Origin of the sequence: Simiaoa sp. (genome assembly GCF_051972595.1) — a bacterium.
Classification (GTDB): Bacteria; Bacillota; Clostridia; order Lachnospirales; family Lachnospiraceae; genus Acetatifactor; species Acetatifactor hominis.
The window spans coordinates 63528-84490 of the sequence record NZ_JBOKRY010000005.1; the positions used below are offsets into that span (position 1 = coordinate 63528).

General features: G+C 47.8%; 22 protein-coding genes. 6 read left to right on the forward strand and 16 right to left on the reverse strand.

Features of this window, described 5'->3' with window-relative positions; translation table 11 throughout:
* Positions 1-31: 31 nt before the first annotated feature.
* The 4 genes from folP to ACTRDR_RS03120 are packed head-to-tail and all read right to left on the reverse strand — an operon-like array spanning position 32 to position 3314.
* Positions 32-844: a dihydropteroate synthase gene (gene folP / locus ACTRDR_RS03105; RefSeq protein ID WP_440526119.1), complete on the reverse strand. Its 813-nt coding sequence runs from the start codon at positions 842-844 to the stop codon at positions 32-34.
* 52 nt (positions 845-896) lie between these two features.
* The gene (locus ACTRDR_RS03110; RefSeq protein WP_440526120.1) at positions 897-1379 is read right to left on the reverse strand and encodes an HD domain-containing protein; all 483 of its coding nucleotides are present in this window, start codon (positions 1377-1379) and stop codon (positions 897-899) included.
* Between the two features lie 58 nt (positions 1380-1437).
* A complete protein-coding gene (gene folE, locus ACTRDR_RS03115) occupies positions 1438-1995 on the reverse strand; it encodes a GTP cyclohydrolase I FolE (protein ID WP_440526121.1) in 558 nt (185 codons plus the stop codon).
* 2 nt (positions 1996-1997) lie between these two features.
* On the reverse strand, positions 1998-3314 hold the full coding sequence (locus tag ACTRDR_RS03120; RefSeq protein ID WP_440526122.1) for a bifunctional folylpolyglutamate synthase/dihydrofolate synthase: 1317 nt from the start codon (positions 3312-3314) through the stop codon (positions 1998-2000).
* A 47-nt stretch (positions 3315-3361) separates the two neighbouring features.
* Here ACTRDR_RS03120 and ACTRDR_RS03125 point away from each other — a divergent pair, with 47 nt between their 5' ends.
* Positions 3362-3784, forward strand: a complete 423-nt coding sequence (locus tag ACTRDR_RS03125; RefSeq protein ID WP_440526123.1) for a putative ABC transporter permease — start codon at positions 3362-3364, stop codon at positions 3782-3784.
* 14 nt (positions 3785-3798) lie between these two features.
* Here the strand turns inward: ACTRDR_RS03125 and ACTRDR_RS03130 are convergent, their stop codons facing one another.
* A complete protein-coding gene (locus ACTRDR_RS03130; RefSeq protein WP_440526124.1) occupies positions 3799-5172 on the reverse strand; it encodes an MATE family efflux transporter in 1374 nt (457 codons plus the stop codon).
* A 74-nt stretch (positions 5173-5246) separates the two neighbouring features.
* Positions 5247-5627 carry a PH domain-containing protein gene (locus ACTRDR_RS03135; RefSeq protein WP_440526125.1) on the reverse strand — a complete coding sequence of 127 codons (381 nt, stop codon included), beginning with the start codon at positions 5625-5627 and terminating at the stop codon, positions 5247-5249.
* 249 nt (positions 5628-5876) lie between these two features.
* On the opposite strand from ACTRDR_RS03135, the gene ACTRDR_RS03140 reads away from it, so the two are divergent.
* The 3 genes from ACTRDR_RS03140 to ACTRDR_RS03150 all read left to right on the forward strand — a co-directional run bounded on the left by ACTRDR_RS03140 (position 5877) and on the right by ACTRDR_RS03150 (position 8051).
* Entirely contained in the window at positions 5877-6416 is a 540-nt protein-coding gene (locus tag ACTRDR_RS03140; protein WP_022154718.1) for a nitroreductase family protein, read from the forward strand.
* A 203-nt stretch (positions 6417-6619) separates the two neighbouring features.
* Positions 6620-7531: an aspartate carbamoyltransferase gene (pyrB, locus tag ACTRDR_RS03145; protein ID WP_440526126.1), complete on the forward strand. Its 912-nt coding sequence runs from the start codon at positions 6620-6622 to the stop codon at positions 7529-7531.
* Positions 7532-7622: 91 nt separating this feature from the next.
* Positions 7623-8051, forward strand: a complete 429-nt coding sequence (locus ACTRDR_RS03150) for an aspartate carbamoyltransferase regulatory subunit (protein ID WP_117465826.1) — start codon at positions 7623-7625, stop codon at positions 8049-8051.
* Between the two features lie 57 nt (positions 8052-8108).
* Here the strand turns inward: ACTRDR_RS03150 and ACTRDR_RS03155 are convergent, their stop codons facing one another.
* The 8 genes from ACTRDR_RS03155 to ACTRDR_RS03190 form a co-directional block, all read right to left on the reverse strand.
* Complete coding sequence (locus ACTRDR_RS03155) at positions 8109-8909, reverse strand: helix-turn-helix domain-containing protein (protein ID WP_440526127.1); 801 nt, start codon at positions 8907-8909, stop codon at positions 8109-8111.
* Between the two features lie 156 nt (positions 8910-9065).
* Positions 9066-9203: a hypothetical protein gene (locus tag ACTRDR_RS03160; RefSeq protein ID WP_440526128.1), complete on the reverse strand. Its 138-nt coding sequence runs from the start codon at positions 9201-9203 to the stop codon at positions 9066-9068.
* 222 nt (positions 9204-9425) lie between these two features.
* Positions 9426-10457, reverse strand: a complete 1032-nt coding sequence (locus tag ACTRDR_RS03165) for a sugar kinase (RefSeq protein ID WP_022154725.1) — start codon at positions 10455-10457, stop codon at positions 9426-9428.
* Between the two features lie 240 nt (positions 10458-10697).
* Positions 10698-11663, reverse strand: coding sequence for a bifunctional 4-hydroxy-2-oxoglutarate aldolase/2-dehydro-3-deoxy-phosphogluconate aldolase (locus ACTRDR_RS03170; RefSeq protein ID WP_440526129.1), 966 nt, complete (start codon positions 11661-11663; stop codon positions 10698-10700).
* Between the two features lie 96 nt (positions 11664-11759).
* The gene (locus ACTRDR_RS03175; protein WP_176862545.1) at positions 11760-12398 is read right to left on the reverse strand and encodes an RpiB/LacA/LacB family sugar-phosphate isomerase; all 639 of its coding nucleotides are present in this window, start codon (positions 12396-12398) and stop codon (positions 11760-11762) included.
* Between the two features lie 100 nt (positions 12399-12498).
* A complete protein-coding gene (locus ACTRDR_RS03180) occupies positions 12499-13302 on the reverse strand; it encodes a gluconate 5-dehydrogenase (protein WP_022154728.1) in 804 nt (267 codons plus the stop codon).
* A gap of 56 nt (positions 13303-13358) precedes the next feature.
* Positions 13359-14219: a 5-dehydro-4-deoxy-D-glucuronate isomerase gene (gene kduI / locus ACTRDR_RS03185; protein ID WP_117465822.1), complete on the reverse strand. Its 861-nt coding sequence runs from the start codon at positions 14217-14219 to the stop codon at positions 13359-13361.
* 235 nt (positions 14220-14454) lie between these two features.
* Positions 14455-15732 carry a hypothetical protein gene (locus ACTRDR_RS03190; protein WP_440526130.1) on the reverse strand — a complete coding sequence of 426 codons (1278 nt, stop codon included), beginning with the start codon at positions 15730-15732 and terminating at the stop codon, positions 14455-14457.
* 106 nt (positions 15733-15838) lie between these two features.
* Between ACTRDR_RS03190 and ACTRDR_RS03195 the strand changes: the two genes are divergently transcribed.
* Together ACTRDR_RS03195 and ACTRDR_RS03200 are read left to right on the forward strand one after the other, a co-directional pair.
* Positions 15839-16435: a hypothetical protein gene (locus ACTRDR_RS03195; protein WP_440526131.1), complete on the forward strand. Its 597-nt coding sequence runs from the start codon at positions 15839-15841 to the stop codon at positions 16433-16435.
* A gap of 70 nt (positions 16436-16505) precedes the next feature.
* Positions 16506-17399 carry an AraC family transcriptional regulator gene (locus ACTRDR_RS03200; protein ID WP_440526132.1) on the forward strand — a complete coding sequence of 298 codons (894 nt, stop codon included), beginning with the start codon at positions 16506-16508 and terminating at the stop codon, positions 17397-17399.
* 32 nt (positions 17400-17431) lie between these two features.
* Here the strand turns inward: ACTRDR_RS03200 and ACTRDR_RS03205 are convergent, their stop codons facing one another.
* Together ACTRDR_RS03205 and ACTRDR_RS03210 are read right to left on the reverse strand one after the other, a co-directional pair.
* The gene (locus ACTRDR_RS03205; protein ID WP_440526133.1) at positions 17432-18295 is read right to left on the reverse strand and encodes a YitT family protein; all 864 of its coding nucleotides are present in this window, start codon (positions 18293-18295) and stop codon (positions 17432-17434) included.
* Positions 18296-18307: 12 nt separating this feature from the next.
* The gene (locus tag ACTRDR_RS03210) at positions 18308-20935 is read right to left on the reverse strand and encodes a YfhO family protein (protein ID WP_440526134.1); all 2628 of its coding nucleotides are present in this window, start codon (positions 20933-20935) and stop codon (positions 18308-18310) included.
* Positions 20936-20963: the final 28 nt, after the last annotated feature.

Sequence of the window (20963 nt, forward strand, 5' to 3'; positions counted from 1 at the left end):
TCTGCCTTTCCCAACGCTTCTTCGCAAAATATCAGTTGCTGCTGTTTAAAATAGCTTCACACATTTTAATGGTGCGGACATTTTCCTTCACATCATGCACACGGACGAACATGCATCCCTTCTGCACGCCGAACATGGTGGTCACAAGCGTCCCCTCTACTCTCTCAGTCACCGGCAGATCCAGTGTCAGTCCGATCACGGATTTACGGCTGCATCCTAAAAGCAACGGATAACCAAACATATTCAGTTCTTCCAGACAGTTGATGATCTCCAGATTGTTCTCATAGGTCTTGCCGAAGCCCACACCGGGGTCTAAGATGATCTTCTCATCCGCGATGCCTGCTGCTTCTGCCAAATGAATCGTGTCCGCCAGATCCGCTGCCACATCCTGCATGAAATCCCGATAATCCGCTTCCTTACGGTTATGCATCAGACAACAGGGCAGACCGCTCTTCGCAATGACCTCTGCCATACGGTTATCATATTTCAGTCCCCAGATATCGTTGATAAGGTCCGCCCCCGCACGGATTCCTGCCTCTGCCACTCCGCTTTTGTAGGTGTCCAGGGAAATGGGAATGTCAAAATTTGTCTTCACCGCCTCGATCATGGGTACGACCCTGGCAATCTCCTCCTCATCGGATAACAGGGTATAACCCGGTCTGGTGGATTCTCCGCCGATATCCACAATATCCATCCCCTCAGCGATCATTTCTTCCACATGCTTCAATGCCCGGTCTCTGTCATTCCACTTTCCTCCGTCGGAAAAAGAATCCGGGGTCACATTCAGGATTCCCATTACATAAGTATGTCCCTTGGTCTGAAACTCTCTGTTGCCAATCTTCATTTGTCTTCTCCCCACGCTTCCTATATATTATTTATGATGTTCCCGACACTAATCAATACTTAATGGTCAGGTTCTTCTTGCCGTCTTTCCAATTGCAATCCTTCTCCGCATCGCAGGCAAAGCAGGCACGGCTTGCCTTATCCGCCCGGTATAGAATACCGTTTAGATTCTTCTCCTTCGCCGCCTCGGGATCCCGGTGTCTGGAGATCGCCGTTACAATAACACCCGTTTCTTCATCGTTAAATCCACAAGCCTTCAGAATCTCCGATGCGATCCGGGCACTGGCCTGCTCATGCGGCGTGCCATTCTCGTACTGCTCATGCTTCCCGCAATCGTGAAGCAGTGCCGCCGCATAGATCCATTCCCGGTCGATCTTAAGCCCTTCCTCCAGTGCTATGATCGTACCGATCCTGGCTACATCCAGAAAATGTACCATACTATGACGGCAGAAGCGTCTGTCTGCTTCTGCCGCATTGTTTCGTTCCAAATGATATAAAAACAAATCGTGGTTTAATATTTTATCAATTCTATCCATCAAAATCTCCACCATTTTGTCCCGGTCTCTTAACAGCTTCCTTACGCATCCGTAATGTCTATCGGCTCACCAGCTGTAAAAATCGGTCCTGTAATTCCTTATTCTCCGCAAAGACTCCCCTTGTCACCATGGTAACGGTCTGGCTGCCGGGCTTTTTGATCCCGCGCATGGTCATGCACATATGCTCCGCTTCCAACATTACCATAACTCCCTGGGGTGCCAGATATTTCATGATATCATCGGCGATCTGTGCCGTCATGCGCTCCTGGATCTGTAATCTTCTGGCATATACCTCCACAGTCCTGGCAAGCTTACTCAGACCCACAACCTTGCCATTGGGGATATATGCAACATGAGCTTTGCCGTAAAAAGGCATCAGATGATGCTCACACATAGAATAGAAGGTAATATCCTTCTCCAGTACCATCTCGTTATTGTCTACGGAGAATACCTTCGACAGATGTTCTCCGGCATCCTGATCCATACCGCCGCAGATCTCTTCATACATCCTGCCGATCCGCTCCGGTGTCTCCTTCAGTCCTTCTCTATCGGTATCTTCCCCGATTCCTTCCAGTAAAAGCTTTATTGCTTCCTGTACTTTCTTCTGATCTACCATTTTCACCGCTTCGCTTTCCGTTTATTCCCTGCTGCCTGTCTCTTCTCCATGAGCTTCAGGATTCTTCCCAGATAAGAGAGAGAGCCGAAGCACAATATCACATCATCCCGTCCTGCCAGCAGGTGACTAAGCTCCACTGCCTCTTCCAGGCTGTCCACCGCCGTCACGTCTGGGTGGACCTTTGCCACCTCTGTTGCCAGATCATAAGCATGCATGGCTCTGGGATTGTCCGGAGGTGTCACCGTGAGGATCTGATCCGCATACCTCTCTGTCAGCGCGATCACGCGGTCCACTTCCTTGTCCTTTAACATTCCCATTATATAGATAATTCTTTTATTTGTAAAATAGAATTCTATGGAATCCGCAAGTTTTGCGGCTGCATCCTCGTTATGTGCGCCGTCTACTATAAATAACGGGTGTTTTTCCAGTATTTGCAGCCGTCCGACCCAGACAGTCTCCCTCAGACCTTTCCGAATGGCAGACTCTTTGATCTCATAACCGCATTTTTCCAGAGCCTGCACCGCTTCCAGCGCCAGCACAGCATTTGCTACCTGGAATTTCCCCGCAAGGGTGATCTCCAGCTTTTTATAATTTCCATAATCGAAGGTCTGCTTTTTCAGTCCGTATTTCACATGTTTTGCATTTGCCGCATCTGCGATGGTCAGTATGCAGCCGAGTTCTGCCGCCGTCTGCTCCACCACCTTCTGTGCCGCTTCTTTTTGCCGCATGGAGACTACCTGACATCCCGGCTTACAGATTCCGGTCTTGTGTGCTGCGATCTCCTCCAGACTGTTACCTAAGAATTTCATATGATCCATACCGATGGAAGCCAGTACCGCCACCTGCGTGGTAGTGATCAGATTGGTAGCATCCTCCCTGCCGCCCATACCGGTCTCCAGTACGACGATATCACACTGTTTTTCCCGGAAATACCAAAAGGCAAGTGCCGTCTCGATCTCAAAAGGCGTCGGATGATGGAAGCCATCACTTACCATAGCATCACAATGCTTTTTGATGATCTCCAGTCCTTCACACAGATCCTTATGCGTGATCTTCTGCTTTCCGATCTGGATTTTTTCACAATATTCAATAATAACAGGTGATATATATTTACCGACGCGGTATCCGGCAGCCTGTAAGATATTGGAAATATAAGCAAGTGTGGATCCTTTTCCGTTGGTTCCCGCAATATGCACAAATTTCAAGTCATCCTGCGGATTTCCCAGTCTTCTGCACAGTTCCCGGATGCTGTCCAGCCCCGGAACGATGCCGTAAGTTCCCACTTTTTCCATATATTCCATTGCTTCCTGATAGTTCATAGCAATCTCTCCCGTATCATACGCTGAAAATTTCATATACTATGTCCATGAAAATGACAAAATCCATCGCAAACTCTTTTAAAACCTTCGGCAGGAACTTTCTCCTGTGCGGACTGTGCGGCTGGTGCATGGAGATCCTGTTCACGGCGCTGCACTCTCTTCGGCGCAGGGATCTGCGCCTTACCGGTAATACTTCTCTGTGGATGTTCCCTATCTACGGCTCCGCCTGCCTGCTTGCACCCTTCAAACGGCTATTTGAGCACCTGCACATCAGTCGTCCCGGACGCGGTCTGTTCTATATGGCAATGATCTTCACCGTGGAATATCTCAGTGGGCGCCTACTGTGGAAGCATGGTCTCTGCCCCTGGGATTACGGCAAAAGCCGTTTCCATATCCACCGGATCATCCGGCTGGACTATGCTCCCTGGTGGTTCCTGGCAGGACTGTTTTTTGAAAAGATCCTGCCCTGAGCCGTTTTACAGCATTACTGCATTGCTTCCGCCAGCATCCGTTCTTCATGAGCCTTTTTGTCCCGCACCATCTTCTTCATAAGGAAATGATAAGCGATCCAGAGGAAAATACCTGCGGTCAGCCATGCTGAGGCATTGGCAAAGCACACACCCACATAACTCATCAGATGCGCTGCCGCAAAAGCCACGATACCACGGCTCAACAGTTCCACCACACCGCCCATCATGGGCATGAAGCCGAAGCCACAGCCCTGCAGCGCATTTCGGAAGATAAATATCATTCCCAGCGGAATGAAGAACATGCCACAGATCGTAATATACGTTCTGGCGTAGCCGCATACCATCTCAACCTGTTCGGAGATAAACAGCGGTACAATATAAGGAAGCGCTATATATACCAGTCCGTAGACAATCAACGCATAGACACCGGACATGATATTGGCAGCTTTCACGCCCTTCCGTATACGGTCCAGATCATTGATACCGCGGTTCTGTGCACAGTAAGTTGCCATAGTCACACCCATTGCGGCAAAGGGCTGTGTCACCAGCTGCTCCACCTTGCAGGAGACAGAATAGGATGCCACCACGGTAGAACCCAGCAGATTCAGTGCTGCCTGTACGAGAATGGTGCCGATAGCAGTAATGGAAAACTGCAATGCCATGGGAATTCCCACGGTCAACTGGTTTTTCACACACTGACTTTCCAGTCTGCAATGCTCCGGACGGATATGCAGTGAAGGTACGCTCCTAATAATATAAATCAGGCACAGTACACCGGATAATCCCTGCGAAATGATAGTAGCATAAGCTGCGCCGCCCACTCCCATATGACCGTAAACGATCAGTACATAGTCCAGGACAATATTCGTCACCGAAGCGATCACCAGCAATACTAACGGCACTACACTGTTGCCAATGGCACGCAGAATACTGGACAACAGGTTATACAATACATTGCAGGCAATTCCCGCACAGATGATCATAATGTATTCCTTCGTCATATCGAAAATATCTTCCGGAGTATTCATCACCCGAAGCAGGCTGTCCATGCCGACCATACTGACTGCCGTCATCACGATCGTCACGATCACCGACAGGATGGCTGCGCTTCCGATACTTTTGCGCATACCCTCCCGGTCCCCGGCTCCGAAGCGTTGTGCCGTCAGCACAGTAAATCCGGTGGTCAGTCCCTGGGTAAATCCCAGGATCAGGAAGCTTACCGACCCGGTGGCTCCTACTGCCGCCAATGCATCCACACCTACGAACCGACCCACGATAATGGTATCCACCATACTGTATAACTGTTGGAAAATATTACCTATGATAATAGGAATGATAAATTTCGTAATCAGCTTAGAAGGACTGCCCTTCGTCATATCAAGTTCCATAAATCTCTTCTCCCGAAAAAACAGGACCCCGGAAGGTCCCGTCTCTTATACACATGTATACTTGTTTCTCAATATTACTGTATATCGTCAATATCCCCGAGCTCTCCGGAACCGATATCCAGCATGTTCACGGTTCTGCGCTTCAATCTGGCTTCCTCTGATTCCTTCAAAATAAATTCCTTGATCTGCTTGGAGTTACGGATATGCTCAATCAACAGTTTGGGATGAGTAGTATCACCGGTATAACAGACAATGGTACCAAGTCCTACCATTCTCTCCCAGATACTTGCCGTATGCTCCACATCCTGTACCTTGTACATATAGCAATCATTCTCTACCTTGGTGAACACCCCCGTATCCACAGTGATCATATCCTCTTTGATCACATACTTGGTAAAGGTAAAAGGTAATCCTAAAAATAACCAGCGCTTCTTTTCCACAAATTCTACTGACATAGTGCCCTCCTTTTATTGCTTGGTCCGATGTCCCACAGCCATCTGTAACGTACAGTGGAACCGGCTTTTACACGATCCGCTTCCTCGGTATAGTTCTCCTTGCCTCATTATATGATATCCTATCCTGGAATGCAAAACCTTTCTGTCATAGCCATACAAATTTTATATGTTTTTTCACTTTTTCCTGCTTGATTCTCCCCTTCAGAAATGCTATTATATTACAAATGCAAAAATACAGGAGGATAAACAATGACCGCAAAAGAATGTATCACAGGCCGCAGAAGTATCCGTCAGTATACGGATCAGCCGGTATCTCATGAGCTTCTGGCTCAGATCGTAGAGACAGCTTCTTATGCTCCCAGCTGGAAGCATACGCAAATCGTTCGTTATATCGCTGTGGAAGGCGAAAAGAAAGCGAAACTGGCAGCATGCACTTCCTCCTTCCCGGGTAATGGCAAGATCATGGAGAACGCTCCCATGGTCGTTGCAGTAACCGTGATAAAAGGCAGAAGCGGTTTCGAGAGAGACGGCTCCTTCACTACCGCCAGAGGCGATGCATGGCAGATGTTCGATGCCGGTGTTGCCAGCGAAGCCTTTTGCCTGGCTGCTTACGAGCAGGGTCTTGGCACCGTGATCATGGGTATTTTCGATCAGCAGGAAGCTGCTGATCTCCTTGAGATTCCTGAAAATCAGGATCTGATCGCACTGATCCCCATCGGTTATCCCGCAGAAGCACCCGTTGCTCCCAAACGGAAACCCGTAACGGATCTGTTATCTTATCAACAGTAATTTTAAAGTCGAAGAGTTTTTCCTCTTCGACTTTTTTCTGGTCAGGGTATGATCTGTCCGCTTCCTGCGGGCCCTGTTTCTACCCGCATCATAAGAAAAGCGCTGTATTCTTATGATGTCGCATACACAAGCGAGCACGGATTCTCCTATTCCGTACAGTCACTGTGTCGAAAATAGCAGCGCAGAAATGAGGAAATGAAAAAATGAGACACTTGATGAACCCACTTGACTTCTCTGTTGAGGAACTGGACAAGCTGTTCGCTCTGGCAGACGACATTGAGAAGGATCCCGCCAAATACGCCCACAAATGCGACGGCAAGATCCTCGCCACCTGCTTCTACGAGCCCAGCACCCGCACACGTTTAAGCTTTGAATCCGCCATGACCCGTTTAGGCGGCAGAGTGATCGGTTTCTCCGATGCTTCCTGCTCTTCCGCATCCAAGGGAGAAAGTGTATCCGATACCATCCGTATCATCTCCTGCTATGCGGACATCTGCGCTATGCGCCATCCCAAGGAAGGCGCTCCCATGGTAGCCGCAGAGAAATCCCTGATCCCCGTGATCAATGCCGGTGACGGTGGACATCAACATCCCACCCAGACCCTGACCGACCTGCAGACCATCCGCAGCCTCCACGGCGATCTGAATAATTTTACCATCGGTCTGTGCGGTGACCTGAAATTCGGCCGTACCGTACACTCCCTGATCAACGCACTGGTGCGCTATGAAGGCATCAAATTCATCTTCATCTCTCCCGAAGAACTGAAGATCCCCGACTATGTCACCGACATGCTCCGTGAGAAAGGCATTCCTTTCCAGGAAGTTATCCGTCTCGAAGATGTGATGCCGGAGTTGGATCTCTTATACATGACCCGTGTACAGAAGGAACGTTTCTTCAACGAAGAGGATTACGTCCGCCTGAAAGATTTCTATGTACTGACCCCGGAAAAAATGGAACTGGCGAAACCCGACATGCTGGTGCTGCATCCCCTTCCCAGAGTCAATGAGATCTCCGTGGAGATCGATGACGATCCCAGAGCCGCCTATTTCAAACAGGCACAGTTCGGTGTCTACGTCCGTATGGCCCTGATCCTGACTTTGCTGGGTCTGGCATAATTTTCCGGCATCTGACCGTAAAATTATCTTATGAATTCGTATATTAAAGTTAACATACGCAGCACTCTGTGCCTGCAGAATGGAGATTACTATGTTAAATGTAGGAAAAATCGAAGAGGGCTTCGTCCTCGATCATATCAAAGCCGGAAAAAGTCTCTCGATCTATGAGCACCTTCAGCTGGATAAGTTAGACTGCACCGTTGCTATCATCAAAAACGCCCGCAGCGGAAAAATGGGCAAAAAGGACATTCTGAAAGTAGAATGTGATATCGATATGCTGGATCTGGATGTACTGGCCTTCATCGACCACAACATCACCGTAAACGTCATCAAAAATGGTGAGATCGTAGAGAAGAAGGAACTGGTACTTCCCAAACAGATCAAAAACGTCATCAAATGCCGCAACCCCAGATGCATCACTTCCATCGAGCAGGGACTGCCCCATGTATTCGTCCTCTCCGATGAGAAAAAAGAGATCTACCGCTGCAAATACTGCGAAGAGAAATACAGCGAAAGCTAAGAACCTTATACAACAAATGCCCTATCAGCAGCCGCTGGTGGGGCATATTTACAATACCTATTCCGCATCATCCTCCGTTTTCTTTTCACTATCTTCCTGCTTCTGCATATACATTATTTCTAACCTTACCTGAATTGGCAGTAATAGCAGAAAACCAATTAATCCATATAAAATTCCATTTAACGCAATTGAAATGGAAATACTTAATCCTGTAAAAAGAAGTGTTCCTTCCCCCATAGGTTGAATTGCCATAAAGCTAATACAGCTTTCGAGGAATCCCATTCCCAAAAATGTGATTTTCGCAAGCTTTATCGCTGATTTTGCCTGAAACAATTGTTTTATTGATACTGATTTCTTTTTTCCAAAAACAATCCGAAAGGAATCAAAAAAGGGAAGTCCCAAATTTGTCCCCAGCAAAAATAGAGCAGTAGCCAAAAACATACTCAAGAATGTAGGCATATCCACAAAAAGCATATTCATACCGATTCCCATATTGGTAATTACAGAATATAAAACAACGAATAAAAAAATTATCACAGTTATCCCAAAAGCCAATAATGAACTTCGACTTTTCTTTTTGCTATTTTCTGTTTCCTGTAAAAGATTCATCATATTGACTTCAGCTTTTTCAGTGTAACCGTTTTCCAACAAATGTTCACCTGACAAGAACTCATTAATACTAATTTTCAGAATGTGGCATAACGGAACAATCAATGCCAGCTCCGGCATTCCTTTGCCACATTCCCATTTGGATATTGTTTTGTTACTGACACCAATCGCATCCGCCAATTGTTGTTGCGTCATTCCCTGCTCTTTTCTTAATGTAGAAATGAATACCCCGATCTTTTCCTGATCCATTGCTGTTCCTCCCGTAAAACTATAAAAATACGATTTTCATGACTATATTTTACAATTTTATCGCTATGAGGACAACTTTTCCTTCGTAGACACCAGTCTATCTATCGTAGATTTTCATTGTATATAACTTCTTTCTACGTATTTCAACAATCTTATCTACATATTATCTGCGGCATAAAATGTGGGAGCCGGCATATTTTCCCACTCTGTTAACGTAATATTTCCTTTTGCAATTTCCGCTGCTTCCAACAATCCCTGCATGGTTTCATCAAAAAAGTGGTCACTCTTATCCAAAGAATCTCCTACTGTTTTAAATTCAGCACCATGTATTATTTATTCTTAATACTTTATGCTTTTTTAATAATCTATTTTAAGTCTACCTACCAAAGATTTTCATAGGCATCCTCTTTTAGTACAAAAATTCCCCATCAGCAGACACTGACGGGGAACATTTACAAACTATATTATTTCTATCCCACCTGTATAGCAAGTGGCAAACATTCTGTTCACAGAAGATTATCTCTGTACACGTCCGGAAGCGTCGCCGCCAGCCAGGGTCTCAACTTCTTTTCTGGATACCAGGTTGAAGTCGCCGGGGATGGTGTGCTTCAGAGCGGATGCAGCTACGCCGTACTCAAGTGCATCCTTGAAGTTCTTGCCATCCAGCATACCGCAGATCACGCCGCCTGCGAAGGAGTCGCCGCCGCCTACACGGTCAACGATGGGATGGATGCTGTACTCTTTGGAGTGATAGAACTCCTTGGTATCTCTGGAGTAGATGCAAGCAGACCAGCCGTTATCGGAAGCGGAATGACTTACACGCAGAGAGGATACGCAGTACTCGAAGTTGAACTTGTCAACCATCTGCTCGAAGATGGACTTGTAACCAGCCAGCTCCAGCTCACCGCTGGTAACATCGGTATCGCCGGGCTTGAAGCCAAGTACCAGTTCAGCATCTTCTTCGTTACCGATACATACATCAACGTACTTCATCAGGTTGGTCATAACCTTCTGAGCCTTCTCGGAGCTCCACAGCTTCTTACGGAAGTTCAGGTCTACGGATACCTTTACGCCGTGCTTCTTAGCAGCGATCAGAGCCTTCTCGGTCAGCTCTGCAGCAGCGTCGGATACAGCGGGGGTAATACCGGTGAAGTGGAACCAGTCAGCGCCTTCGAAGATCTCATCGAAGTTGAAATCAGCCTCGGTTGCGGTAGAGATAGAGGAATGTGCTCTATCGTATACAACCTTGGAAGGTCTCATGGAAGAACCGCTCTCCAGGTAGTAGATACCCAGTCTCTCACCGCATCTTGCGATGTGCTTGGTCTCTACGTTGTACTTTCTCAGAGCTGCTACTGCGCACTCACCGATCTCGTTGTCGGGAACTGCAGTAACGAACTCAGCGTCATGACCGTAGTTAGCCAGAGATACTGCTACGTTAGCTTCACCGCCGCCGTAATTTACATCGAACTCGTCTGCCTGGATAAATTTCTCGTTGTTGGGGGTGGACAGTCTCAGCATGATCTCACCCATGGTAATTACTTTTGCCATTTTGGTATATTCCTTTCTCACATATAATTAACTTTGTTTTAAACACCTTCGCAATCTTAATCCCATCCAAAAAACAGGATTCGCCGACTGCGTGTTTTAGTCACGGACTCTAACCGACCGTCGGTACTTAGATGCCGTACTTTGGCATCTTACGTACCGCTACGGGAGGGCCGAAGCGGAAGCGGGTCCGTGACTGAAATATGCAGTCGACGGAGCCGTCCGGTTTTCGGAATCCTATTCTTATTTCTGTACCAGATGAACTGCGAAGCCGCCGATCTCTTCCTTCAGGTAGATAGCCTTCAGGTTGCCCTTGGCATCTCTCTTAGCAGACTCTTCATTGAACTCAACACCCAGAACAGTGCTCAGGTAGTTGACAGCTCTCTCGATGTAGTTGGTCTTAACAGCGATGTGGCCGTTCTTGCCCAGGTAAGGAGTCTTCATAACTTCCAGAGCAGAGCCTGCGAATACGGAGCTGTTGCCAACCTTAGCGGGCATACCGAAGATGAATGCGAAACGGTTCGCAGTCTTAACAGCCTCTTCCTCGTTCTCTGCATTAACACCTACATGAGCCAGTTCGAAGCCCAGCATGGTCTGTACTGCTTCTCTGGTCAGCTGCTCGATCTTGTCCCACTCACCGGCGTTGATCAGGTCACCGGGAACCATCCAGGAACCACCGCAGGCGATGATCTTGGGGAAGTCAAGGTAAGAAGTCAGGTTCTTAGCGTTTACACCGCCGGTAGGCATGAACTTCATGTTTACATAAGGAGCTGCCATAGCCTTGATCTTAGCCAGACCGCCGGACTGCTCAGCGGGGAAGAACTTAACTACATCCAGGCCAAGCTCGATAGCCTGCTCGATGTCGCTGGGGCTTGACGTACCGGGAGTGATAGGAACGTTCTTCTCTACACAATACTTAACGGTTCTGGGATTTAAGCCGGGGCTTACGATGAACTTAGCGCCTGCTGCTACTGCTGCGTCAACCTGCTCTGCGTTCAGAACGGTACCTGCACCAACACACATGCTGGGGAAGTTGTCGGTCATGATCTTGATAGCTTCTGCTGCTGCGCTGGTACGGAAGGTAACCTCTGCACAGGGAAGTCCACCTGCGCAAAGTGCCTTTGCCAGAGGAAGTGCATCTGCTGCGTTGTCAATTTTTACAACCGGTACGATACCGATTTTGCTGATTTGCTCTAATACTGCGTTCATAAATAACACCTTTCTGTCTTATAGACTAATAGTTATGTGAAAAATCTTCGCAGGAGATCCTGCCGAAAATATTTCTGCAAAATTAAGCCAGTACTTTTATGCCAGTACTTCCTTCACTGCCTCAGCGATCTTGTCGCACTTGCAGTTTGCGAAGAAATACTCCTTAAACTTGTCACCGGATAAAGCACCCTTTACCAGTTCACGATCCAGATTCTTCAGGATAGTAACCATATCGGTATGAGTTACTTCCTTTACCTGATCCAGGATCTTCTTGTTGCGCTGCTCGGGAACCACTCTCTCAGGGGGATATCCACCACCGCCGGGAGCACAGAACAGTTTTTCAAAGGTATACTGTAAATTCAGTTCACCGCCCCAGCCGAAGTTCTCAGCAAAAGGAAGTGCTACACAGTTACCGTCGTTTACCTGAGAGAACAGGTAAGCATCCAGAGGGGACTCAATATGTCCGCACAGAACCTTGGGGAAGGAATTGCATGCAAGCATGGCACCTTCGCCGGTTCCGCATCCGGTGATCACGAAATCCGCTGCCCCGGAGTTCAAAAGAACTGCTGCCAGAATACCGTTCTGTACGTAGGTCAGGGAATTGGGATCCTCTGCGCCGCACATACCGTAGTTGAATACTTCATGCCCCATGGGCTCTACTACTTTTTTAAGAGTAGCACAGATCATTTCATTCTTGGCAGCCTGACTGTTTTCATTGATCAAAGCTATCTTCATGAGATACTCCTTTTCCAAACGCCACAACAGTCAGCCGCCGAAATTCTTCTGCGACTGACCTGGTGTGGGTAATTTATTTTGTTTTCCTTTTGCGCCGGTTCTACTGGGGCTGTTTGCCGATGTAAGCAAGGATACCCCCATCTACATAGAGGATGTGTCCGTTGACTGCATTGGATGCCTCAGAAGCAAGGAATACAGCGGGACCGGTCAGCTCTTCTGGCTTTAACCATCTGTTAGCAGGGGTCTTAGCGCAGATGAACTGGTCGAAAGGATGTCTGCTGCCATCGGGCTGAATCTCACGAAGAGGAGCCGTCTGAGGAGTCTCGATGTAACCGGGTCCAAGGCCGTTACACTGAATGTTGTACTGGCCGTACTCGGAGCAGATGTTCTTGGTCAGCATCTTTAAGCCGCCCTTAGCTGCTGCGTATGCAGATACGGTCTCACGACCCAGCTCGGACATCATGGAACAGATGTTGATGATCTTACCATGGCCCTTCTTGATCATTGCAGGGATAACTGCTTTAGATACGATGAAAGGTGCATTCAGGTCTACGTCGATTACCTGACGGAACTGATCTGCAGTCATCTCGGTCATGGGGATTCTCTTGATGATGCCTGCGTTGTTAACCAGGATATCGATGGTGCCTACTTCCTTCTCGATCTGAGCTACCATAGCATTAACTGCTTCTTCGTTGGTAACGTCACATACATAGCCGTGAGCCTTGATGCCTTTCTCAGCGTATGCAGCGATTCCCTTGTCTACCAGCTCCTGCTTGATATCGTTGAAGCAGATGGTAGCGCCGCACTCAGCGTATGCGGAAGCGATAGCGAAACCAATACCGTAAGATGCGCCGGTAACCAGTGCAACCTTACCTTCCAGTGAGAAATTAGTGAATTCAGACATTGTTTTTTCTCCTTTTCTTTATAAAAGCTCTTTTTTAGTTACATTTTCAAAAAATCTTATTTCAGATCTCTGTTGTCGACACCGTCCATGTCGTCGAAGTCCTGATTCTCGCCGACCATACCCCAGATAAAGGTGTATGCTCTGGAACCGCATCCGGAATGGATGGACCAGCTGGGGGAGATCACTGCCTCTTCATTACGCATTACGATATGACGGGTCTCATCGGGCTCACCCATATAGTGCATAACAAATGCATCCTCCGGCATATCGAAATACAGATATACTTCCATACGTCTGTCATGTGTATGACAAGGCATGGTGTTCCATACACTGCCGGGCTCTAACTTTGTCATACCCATCTCCAGCTGACAGCTCTCTACCTGTCCGGGAAGGATATATTTGCAGATAACTCTGTGGTTGGCATCCTCCAGAGTACCCAGCTCTACTTTATTCTCATCCTTTACAATGACTACACCCTCTTCGGGAGTACCTTCCGGCTTGATCAGCACAGTCGGATAAGTCTTATGTGCGGGAGCGGAATTCAGATAAAATTTAGCGGGCTGCTTCTCATCTTCGCTTGCAAAAATGATCTCTTTGGAGCCCATTCCAATGTACATAGCTTCCTTGTAGCCTACCTTGTACACTTTGCCATCAACGGTAATCATACCTGCTCCGCCGATATTGATCACACCCAGTTCTCTTCTCTGGCAGAAATACTCTGCACGAAGCTCATCTCCGGCGGTCAGAGTGATAGGGCTTACAGGTACTGCTGCTCCTGTAATGATTCTGTCGATGTGGCTGTATACCAGCTTGATCTCGCCGGGTACGAACAGATTCTGGATCAGAAACTCTTCTCTCAGACGCTCTGTGGTATAATGCTTCACATCTCTTGGTGATACTGCTGTTCTAAGTTCCACCTTACGCCTCTCTTTCCTCAACGGACGGCCTGCGAGCCGTCATTGAATGATACCTTTTTATGAAAGCACTTACATTATAGCATATCATTGTAAGCATTTCCAACCTTTTTTTACTTTTTTCTAAAAAAAGAAGGGATCATGCAAGTGCTTTCTCTCTTTGCATGATCCCAGTATACTAGAAAAGATTCTCAAAGTCTTTTCATATTTTAAATAAAACATTGCAAATTTTGAACTTTTATCCTACCGTCAATGTGTTTTGGATATAGAGCAGTCCACACAGCACATGAAAGCCGAATATTAAGAAGCATACATTGACCGCAACCCGCTGTCCCCTGCGCCCATCTTCGGTCTTCTCCAGTACCAGTAGATGCAGCATTGCAGCCACCCACACTAACATCATGCCACACATCATGGGCCATAAAAAGTCCGCATGGCTTAACTTGCTTCCACCCTCTCCGAAAAGTGCCGCTTCCAGAAAACCGATGACATATCCGGTGATTGCCAGGATTCCCAGGTCATCTTTCACGAAAAATGCTGCGTCAAACAGGATCACCAGAAGAGGAAATGCCATTCCCAAAGCCACAGACAGAATAATATTCTCGGAATACATGCTCCAGACTTCCATCCACTTCGTCACCATGAAGGAGCCGTCTGCCCCGTAGCTTCCGCCCCAGAAAAAGTACGCCAGGAACTGTAACAATATGTAAAACAGTGCCGGCAGTGCACACAGAAAAGTATACACGCAGTGTCTGAAATATTCCGTCTTCCGTTCATCCTTACGCACGCAGAGCTTTAACAGCCGGTACAGCATGATCACACCCACTGCCGGTACGAACATCTCCGCGAATACCGGTTTGGACATGGCCGTCAGGAACAGAACTCCTGCCAGCACGCCGTAATATTTTTTCAGGCTTTTCTCCACCGGGAAAAAGACGCCCCGGTATGCCGGATCCTTCTGTGCTCCCCAGATATCGTAGACCAGGCAGAAGCACAACAGTCCGAAGCCCCTGACACTCATATGGGTCGGATTATGAATCGGATTCATGGAATAGATACCTAAGAAACGTCCGCCGGCATCCAGCCAGTAAAAATACAGTCCCTGCGCCACAGACAGGCCGAAAGCGAGCATTGCAGCCTTAAAGGCTCCTGCCTTCTCACAGAACCGCTCCGTATATCTGCGGATCATCCAGTAGAGGACAAAATAGGCAAATAAGTGAAACGCACCGGTCACATATGCCGCCGATACCTCCAACGGAATTCGCAGGATATGATTCAGTCCCAGCACACACAGATGCCACAGACAGTAAGGCACCGTCTTCCATCCCTGGAACCAGGTGCTATGGTTAAACATTGGCAGATACACATAAGTATGTCCGTTATAGTCCGACAGCGTCTCCGGAAGTTCTTTTAATACGATCTGATAGATCAGCCAGGCGAGCAGGATCCCGAACAGGATCACCACCAGGTCTTCCCTGTCCGTTCCTTTTCTTTTTTCTGTCATATTTTGTTCCATTCTCTTGTCCTTCCTCATAAATACCTTGCGGTTTTACTTTTTTTCCCGTATGATAAAATCATAAAAAACTTAAATAAAACCGTGCCACGCACGTAAGGAGCTTTTCATGCATCTTCCATCTAAAAAACATCTCGCAGGTGGTCTGATCCTCCTGCTTATAGCTGTAATTTTTGTCTGTTTCCCGCATCCGGCATCGGATCTGCATCTGCGGATCACCTTTGAAGAGTTTGAAGGAGACGGCTGTTCCCTGTATTACACCACGGATACCGACGGTAATTTTTCACAGGAGAAATGTATCTCTTCCACGTTTGATCCCGATACCATGCAGGTGTCTTTCCTCTTAGACGCTTCCCTGGAGGGACATCTTACCGGACTTCGGCTCGACTTCCCGCACAGCGAGCAGTTGATCGGGATTAAGACCGTCACCGTAAGCAGTGCCGGTATGATTCAGAAGGAATACAATCCCTGTCATTTCTTCGCACCGGAGAGCATCGCCCTGAATCATAATGCGGATGTGACGCTGGTCCTTCCCAGGAACCGTGTCTATGTCTCCACAGGAGCTGATGATCCTTTTCTGATTCTGTCCGATGCACTGGTTGCCCAGATTAACGCATGTTACAGCCACCAGGTTCTGTCCAGACTGTGTGTCTGCCTGTTCGCCGCCTGCTGCCTGTTCTTCGCACGCCGGAAGCTGTCTGCCTAATCAGTATAGCATGCTGCTTTACCTGTGCCAAGGCTCTTTTTAAACGTTGTCATCATAGGAGAAAGAAAGAATGGAAGAACTTACTTCCTGTAAAACAGCCATAGAGAATTGCAAGACCTCCGGGACTTTTGCCATTGCCCATTTATACAAAGAAGAAAAAGCCATGGACATGCATATCCATGACTGCTATGAGATCTATTATTCCATCTGCGGCGGCAAGCAGTTCCTCATCGACAATTGTTTCTATACGATTGCCCCCGGGGATCTCTTTATCATCAACCAGTATGAAAGTCACAAGCTGACCCAGATCGACAATTCCGTCCATGAGAGAATCGTGTTGTCGGTGGCACCAGACTTCATGAAACAGATCTCCACAAGGAACACGGATCTGAGCTTCTGTTTCACCCACCGCAGTGCCCCTTTTTCCCATAAGCTGTCATTAAATAAGGAACAGCAAAAGCGGTTCCTCTATTATATCAACAAAATCACCTCTGCGGAGGGCTTCGCCCATGACATTACGGAATATGCCGCTTTCATGGAACTGATGGTCATGCTCAACACTCTGTTCGTCAGGAACACAGAGCAGACCGGTGTCGGAGAAAATACTGCGGACGCCGCGGAATACAAGGACAGCTCCTACCGCTACAACCATCAGGTAGACGATATTTTAAACTTCATCAACCAGAATATCTCCCAGCCCATTACCGTAGAACAGTTAGCCGGACAGTTTTACTTAAGTGAATCCTATATCTGCCGGATCTTCAAATCCGCCACCGGCACCACGATCAACAAATACATCACCGCCCGCCGCATCAGTATCGCCAAAGCTGTATTGAACGAAAACGGTAATGTCATGGAAGCCTTCGAACGCAGTGGTTTCACAGATTACAGCAATTTCTTCAAAGCCTTCACCAAAGCCGTGGGTGTCTCCCCGAAAAAATACGCAAGCCTGAGTGTCAGTTAAGCTGCTGACTCTCAGGCTCTTTTTTACAACTCTTAATCATTCGGTCTCTGATAAAATCTTCCCGCCAGGTTCTCCGTGCGGATCATATTAACAAAAGCCTGGGGATCGGTCTTACGCACTGTATTCACAACCTTATTCACTTCATCCCGTCCTACCACGGAATACAGCACATCACATCCCTGTTTGGAATAACAGCCCTCTCCCTTGATCAGCGTGGCATCGTGATTCGTGATCTCTGCAATGGCTTCGTAGACATCCTCCGGTCGTTTGGTCACGATGATCAGTGTCTGCTTCTGATACCGCTTGTACAATATATGCAGTACCTGGGTAGAGGTGTATTGGAAAATAATGGAGTACAACGCCTTGTCCCATCCGAACAGTGCTCCGGCGATCCCAAGGATCACCACATTTCCGGCGAAAATATAATTCCATGAGTCAATGCCGTATTTCTCCGACAGGAAAATTGCGATAAAATCGGTGCCTCCGCTGGTGGCATTGGCAAACAGGCACAGACTGATAGCTAATGCATTGATCAGTCCTCCGAAGATGGAGATCAGCAGAATATCCTCCGTCACGGGAAATGACGGCACAATATCTGTCAGGATACCACTCACCACGATCATCAGGCAGGAATAGCCGGTAAATTTTTTCCCGATAAATTTGAAACTGATCACAGCCGGAATGGCATTCAGAATAAAATTGATCACAGAAAACGGAGGCTCCCAGTGCCACAACAGTACACTGATCTCCTGGATCAGACGGGTCAGACCGTTGAATCCACCGGGGATCAGTCCGCCGGTGCGGACAAAGCTTTTTAAGTTCACAGCCATGATAAAAGATCCCGCCAGGATCAGGCAGGTACGCCGCAGGGTATCGCTGATGCTCTTCTTCGTCATACTAATCTCCTCTTACATCTTCCCAGTCTCTTCTTTCACAGAATTTTCCTCAGTTTCGTCCGATGTCATTTGCGAAGGTTCATCTTCATCGCACTCTTTCCTCTTGCCACCGCGCCTCTGACACAGCACGCATCCCAACAGGATCAGTACACTTCCCGCACTCACCAGAATACCGATATTCCGACCTTCCGGTACATAGTGCATCTGTATCGTATGCTCTCCCGCTTCCAGATCAAATGCCATGAGGGCATCGCCAAACTGCTCCGGTTCTGCATTTTCTCCGTCGATCTGCACCGTCCAGCCCTCCTCATAAGGCACGGACAGGATCAGTCTGCCGGCTTCTTCCAGACTTAAGGTTCCGGAAATATGGGTGCTGTCCACCGCTACATTTTCCAGATGTTCTTGTGACAGTATCTCCACTGCCTGTGCCAGCACTTCTTCATTCAGTACATAGGCTTCCGCAGATACCTTCTGCGTCTCATCCGCATCATCCCCGTTGGTCAGGGTGACCCGCTCTCCCTTCTGCAGATATCCCAGATACAGAAGGGATCCATCCTTCAGATCCGCGTAAGTATGGGTTTCCAGCGTTCCTCCCAGCACCTGCACCTTTTTCGTCCCTGTGGCATTGATCCTTGCATAATAATAGCCTGCCCGGTCCGCAGTAATACATACATTGTCTCCGCTAGTCTCACTGGTCGCCCGGTCCAGTAAGGGCTCTGCGATTTCCAGATCCTCTATCAACTGATTCTGCACTCTCACACCGGTACTGATCTCGTCCGTAACATTCCAGCCCGTGGGTGCCACATAACCAAAGGGCAGCGTATATTTACAATGATATAAATAAACATCTCCACTGTTATTCACAGTCTCATACAGACCGTTTTCGTATTTATCCGATTCGCCGAACATGTAATCCACATTCAGGAGTGCCGACACGAAAGCCGTTGCTCCGTCGAATCCGTAGTAAACCTTGCTGTGACGCATGCCAAGCTTCTTATACAGATCCATGACCCGGGAATTCATGGTGGAGGAAAATACCGAAGCCGTAGGGTACCCGGTCAGGGTTCCGTCATTTTTCGTCTTGCGGGTAAACTTCTCGATACGGAAGAAGTCATCCCCTTCCTGTTCCTGCGCCAGGGCATACAACGCCTTATAATCCTCCTGGTCTCCCAGATAAGCGCTTCGCCCTGTAGTGCCCAGACTCGTATTAAATGTATTAATGCTCAGCTCCGCCACTATGCACGCCAGCACCAGAATGCCAAGCACCTGCCTCGTCAGTTCACTCTTCCTCGTCCGGCACAGATACAGAATCACCCCGTAGATCGTAACGAACACCAGCGTCAGCACTTCAATACCCGTGTCGAAATCCTCGCTCTCCACAAATTTCTCACAGGCAAGTAAAAATACCACCGCCGCCAGATACCCATAGATGATCTGCCTGGGAGAAGTGCCCTCCACATTCCGGAAAGCATCATAGCACATGACAAGAATCAGAAAAATATAGAGAAAAGACTGTCTCGCCGGCAGGGAATCCGGATAATTCAGACCATGCCACAAAAAATCCAGAACATTGGTTCCAAAACTGAGCAGCAAAAATCCCGCCAGTGCCAGATTGCAGAACCGTTTTCGCACTGATATTTTTTCATTCAGTGCATACATGGGCACCAATAAAAATACCGCCACACCACAGTAGATGTTCGGCCAGTGTTCCAGTCCTCTCTCCGTGGTCACGCACAGGCAGTGTCTCGCCAGCATATCAAACACGGAAAAATAGGACTCCAACCTACTGGGAAAATCCGAATTGCCAAAATCCGTCCGCAAGATAGCGCAGACCTCCGGAATCAGCAGTGCCGCAGCCAGCCCTCCTGCCAGCAGAGATGCAAATGCAAATCTTCCGATCCTGCCGAATACCGTTTTCACTTTTTGGCTCTGCCCTTCCGTCATGGTATGGTATTCCGTGATCAACAGCATTCCGAAATACAGCACCAGGAAGATGCAGATCATAATGGAAATATAGTAATTGGTCAGGATGCAAAGCCCCAGGGTCACAGTGTACATGACCCATCTGCCCTCTCTGGCCAGCCGCTCCGCTCCCAGAAGGATCAGCGGTAACAGGATCAGGCAGTCCAGCCACATCACATTCCAGTTATAAGCTGCCAGATAGCCGGACAGGGCATAACAGGTGGAAAACAGGATCACCGCCGGATCTGCCTTTCCAAAAGTCTTCCTCAGATAAATACTGAACGTAAGCCCCATAAGACCGATCCGCAGGATCACGAGATAACTCATGAATTCCATGATCAGGCTCTCCGGCAGCAAAAATACCAGCCAGTTAAAAGGACTTGCCACATAATAGACATATAATGCTAGGAAATTCGATCCGATCCCCACGTTGTAAGAATAAGACAGTCCCTCTCCCGCTTTGATCTTATGTACGAATTCACTTAAAAAAGGCATATACTGATGGTACATGTCGGAGAACAGAAAACTCCGGTCACCAAAAGGATATATGCCCCGTATGATAAAAAGAACCAGCATAATAAATGCAGGCACAAAGAACGCAAGCACAGAGATTCCTCTCTGCGTCCTGCGTTCTGTACTTATTGCTGTCGTCTTGTTGCCGTTCATTTTAATCTTCATATTTTCCATAACCTGCAAACTTTGTGCA

What these genes read in the sequence shown, in the direction of transcription:
- folP (WP_440526119.1), bottom strand. Translation starts at nt 844, where the DNA reads ATGAAGATTGGCAACAGAGAGTTTCAGACCAAGGGACATACTTATGTA.
- ACTRDR_RS03110 (WP_440526120.1), bottom strand. Translation starts at nt 1,379, where the DNA reads ATGGATAGAATTGATAAAATATTAAACCACGATTTGTTTTTATATCAT.
- folE (WP_440526121.1), bottom strand. Translation starts at nt 1,995, where the DNA reads ATGGTAGATCAGAAGAAAGTACAGGAAGCAATAAAGCTTTTACTGGAA.
- ACTRDR_RS03120 (WP_440526122.1), bottom strand. Translation starts at nt 3,314, where the DNA reads ATGAACTATCAGGAAGCAATGGAATATATGGAAAAAGTGGGAACTTAC.
- ACTRDR_RS03125 (WP_440526123.1), top strand. Translation starts at nt 3,362, where the DNA reads ATGAAAATGACAAAATCCATCGCAAACTCTTTTAAAACCTTCGGCAGG.
- ACTRDR_RS03130 (WP_440526124.1), bottom strand. Translation starts at nt 5,172, where the DNA reads ATGGAACTTGATATGACGAAGGGCAGTCCTTCTAAGCTGATTACGAAA.
- ACTRDR_RS03135 (WP_440526125.1), bottom strand. Translation starts at nt 5,627, where the DNA reads ATGTCAGTAGAATTTGTGGAAAAGAAGCGCTGGTTATTTTTAGGATTA.
- ACTRDR_RS03140 (WP_022154718.1), top strand. Translation starts at nt 5,877, where the DNA reads ATGACCGCAAAAGAATGTATCACAGGCCGCAGAAGTATCCGTCAGTAT.
- pyrB (WP_440526126.1), top strand. Translation starts at nt 6,620, where the DNA reads ATGAGACACTTGATGAACCCACTTGACTTCTCTGTTGAGGAACTGGAC.
- ACTRDR_RS03150 (WP_117465826.1), top strand. Translation starts at nt 7,623, where the DNA reads ATGTTAAATGTAGGAAAAATCGAAGAGGGCTTCGTCCTCGATCATATC.
- ACTRDR_RS03155 (WP_440526127.1), bottom strand. Translation starts at nt 8,909, where the DNA reads ATGGATCAGGAAAAGATCGGGGTATTCATTTCTACATTAAGAAAAGAG.
- ACTRDR_RS03165 (WP_022154725.1), bottom strand. Translation starts at nt 10,457, where the DNA reads ATGGCAAAAGTAATTACCATGGGTGAGATCATGCTGAGACTGTCCACC.
- ACTRDR_RS03170 (WP_440526129.1), bottom strand. Translation starts at nt 11,663, where the DNA reads ATGAACGCAGTATTAGAGCAAATCAGCAAAATCGGTATCGTACCGGTT.
- ACTRDR_RS03175 (WP_176862545.1), bottom strand. Translation starts at nt 12,398, where the DNA reads ATGAAGATAGCTTTGATCAATGAAAACAGTCAGGCTGCCAAGAATGAA.
- ACTRDR_RS03180 (WP_022154728.1), bottom strand. Translation starts at nt 13,302, where the DNA reads ATGTCTGAATTCACTAATTTCTCACTGGAAGGTAAGGTTGCACTGGTT.
- ACTRDR_RS03190 (WP_440526130.1), bottom strand. Translation starts at nt 15,732, where the DNA reads ATGGAACAAAATATGACAGAAAAAAGAAAAGGAACGGACAGGGAAGAC.
- ACTRDR_RS03195 (WP_440526131.1), top strand. Translation starts at nt 15,839, where the DNA reads ATGCATCTTCCATCTAAAAAACATCTCGCAGGTGGTCTGATCCTCCTG.
- ACTRDR_RS03200 (WP_440526132.1), top strand. Translation starts at nt 16,506, where the DNA reads ATGGAAGAACTTACTTCCTGTAAAACAGCCATAGAGAATTGCAAGACC.
- ACTRDR_RS03205 (WP_440526133.1), bottom strand. Translation starts at nt 18,295, where the DNA reads ATGACGAAGAAGAGCATCAGCGATACCCTGCGGCGTACCTGCCTGATC.
- ACTRDR_RS03210 (WP_440526134.1), bottom strand. Translation starts at nt 20,935, where the DNA reads ATGAAGATTAAAATGAACGGCAACAAGACGACAGCAATAAGTACAGAA.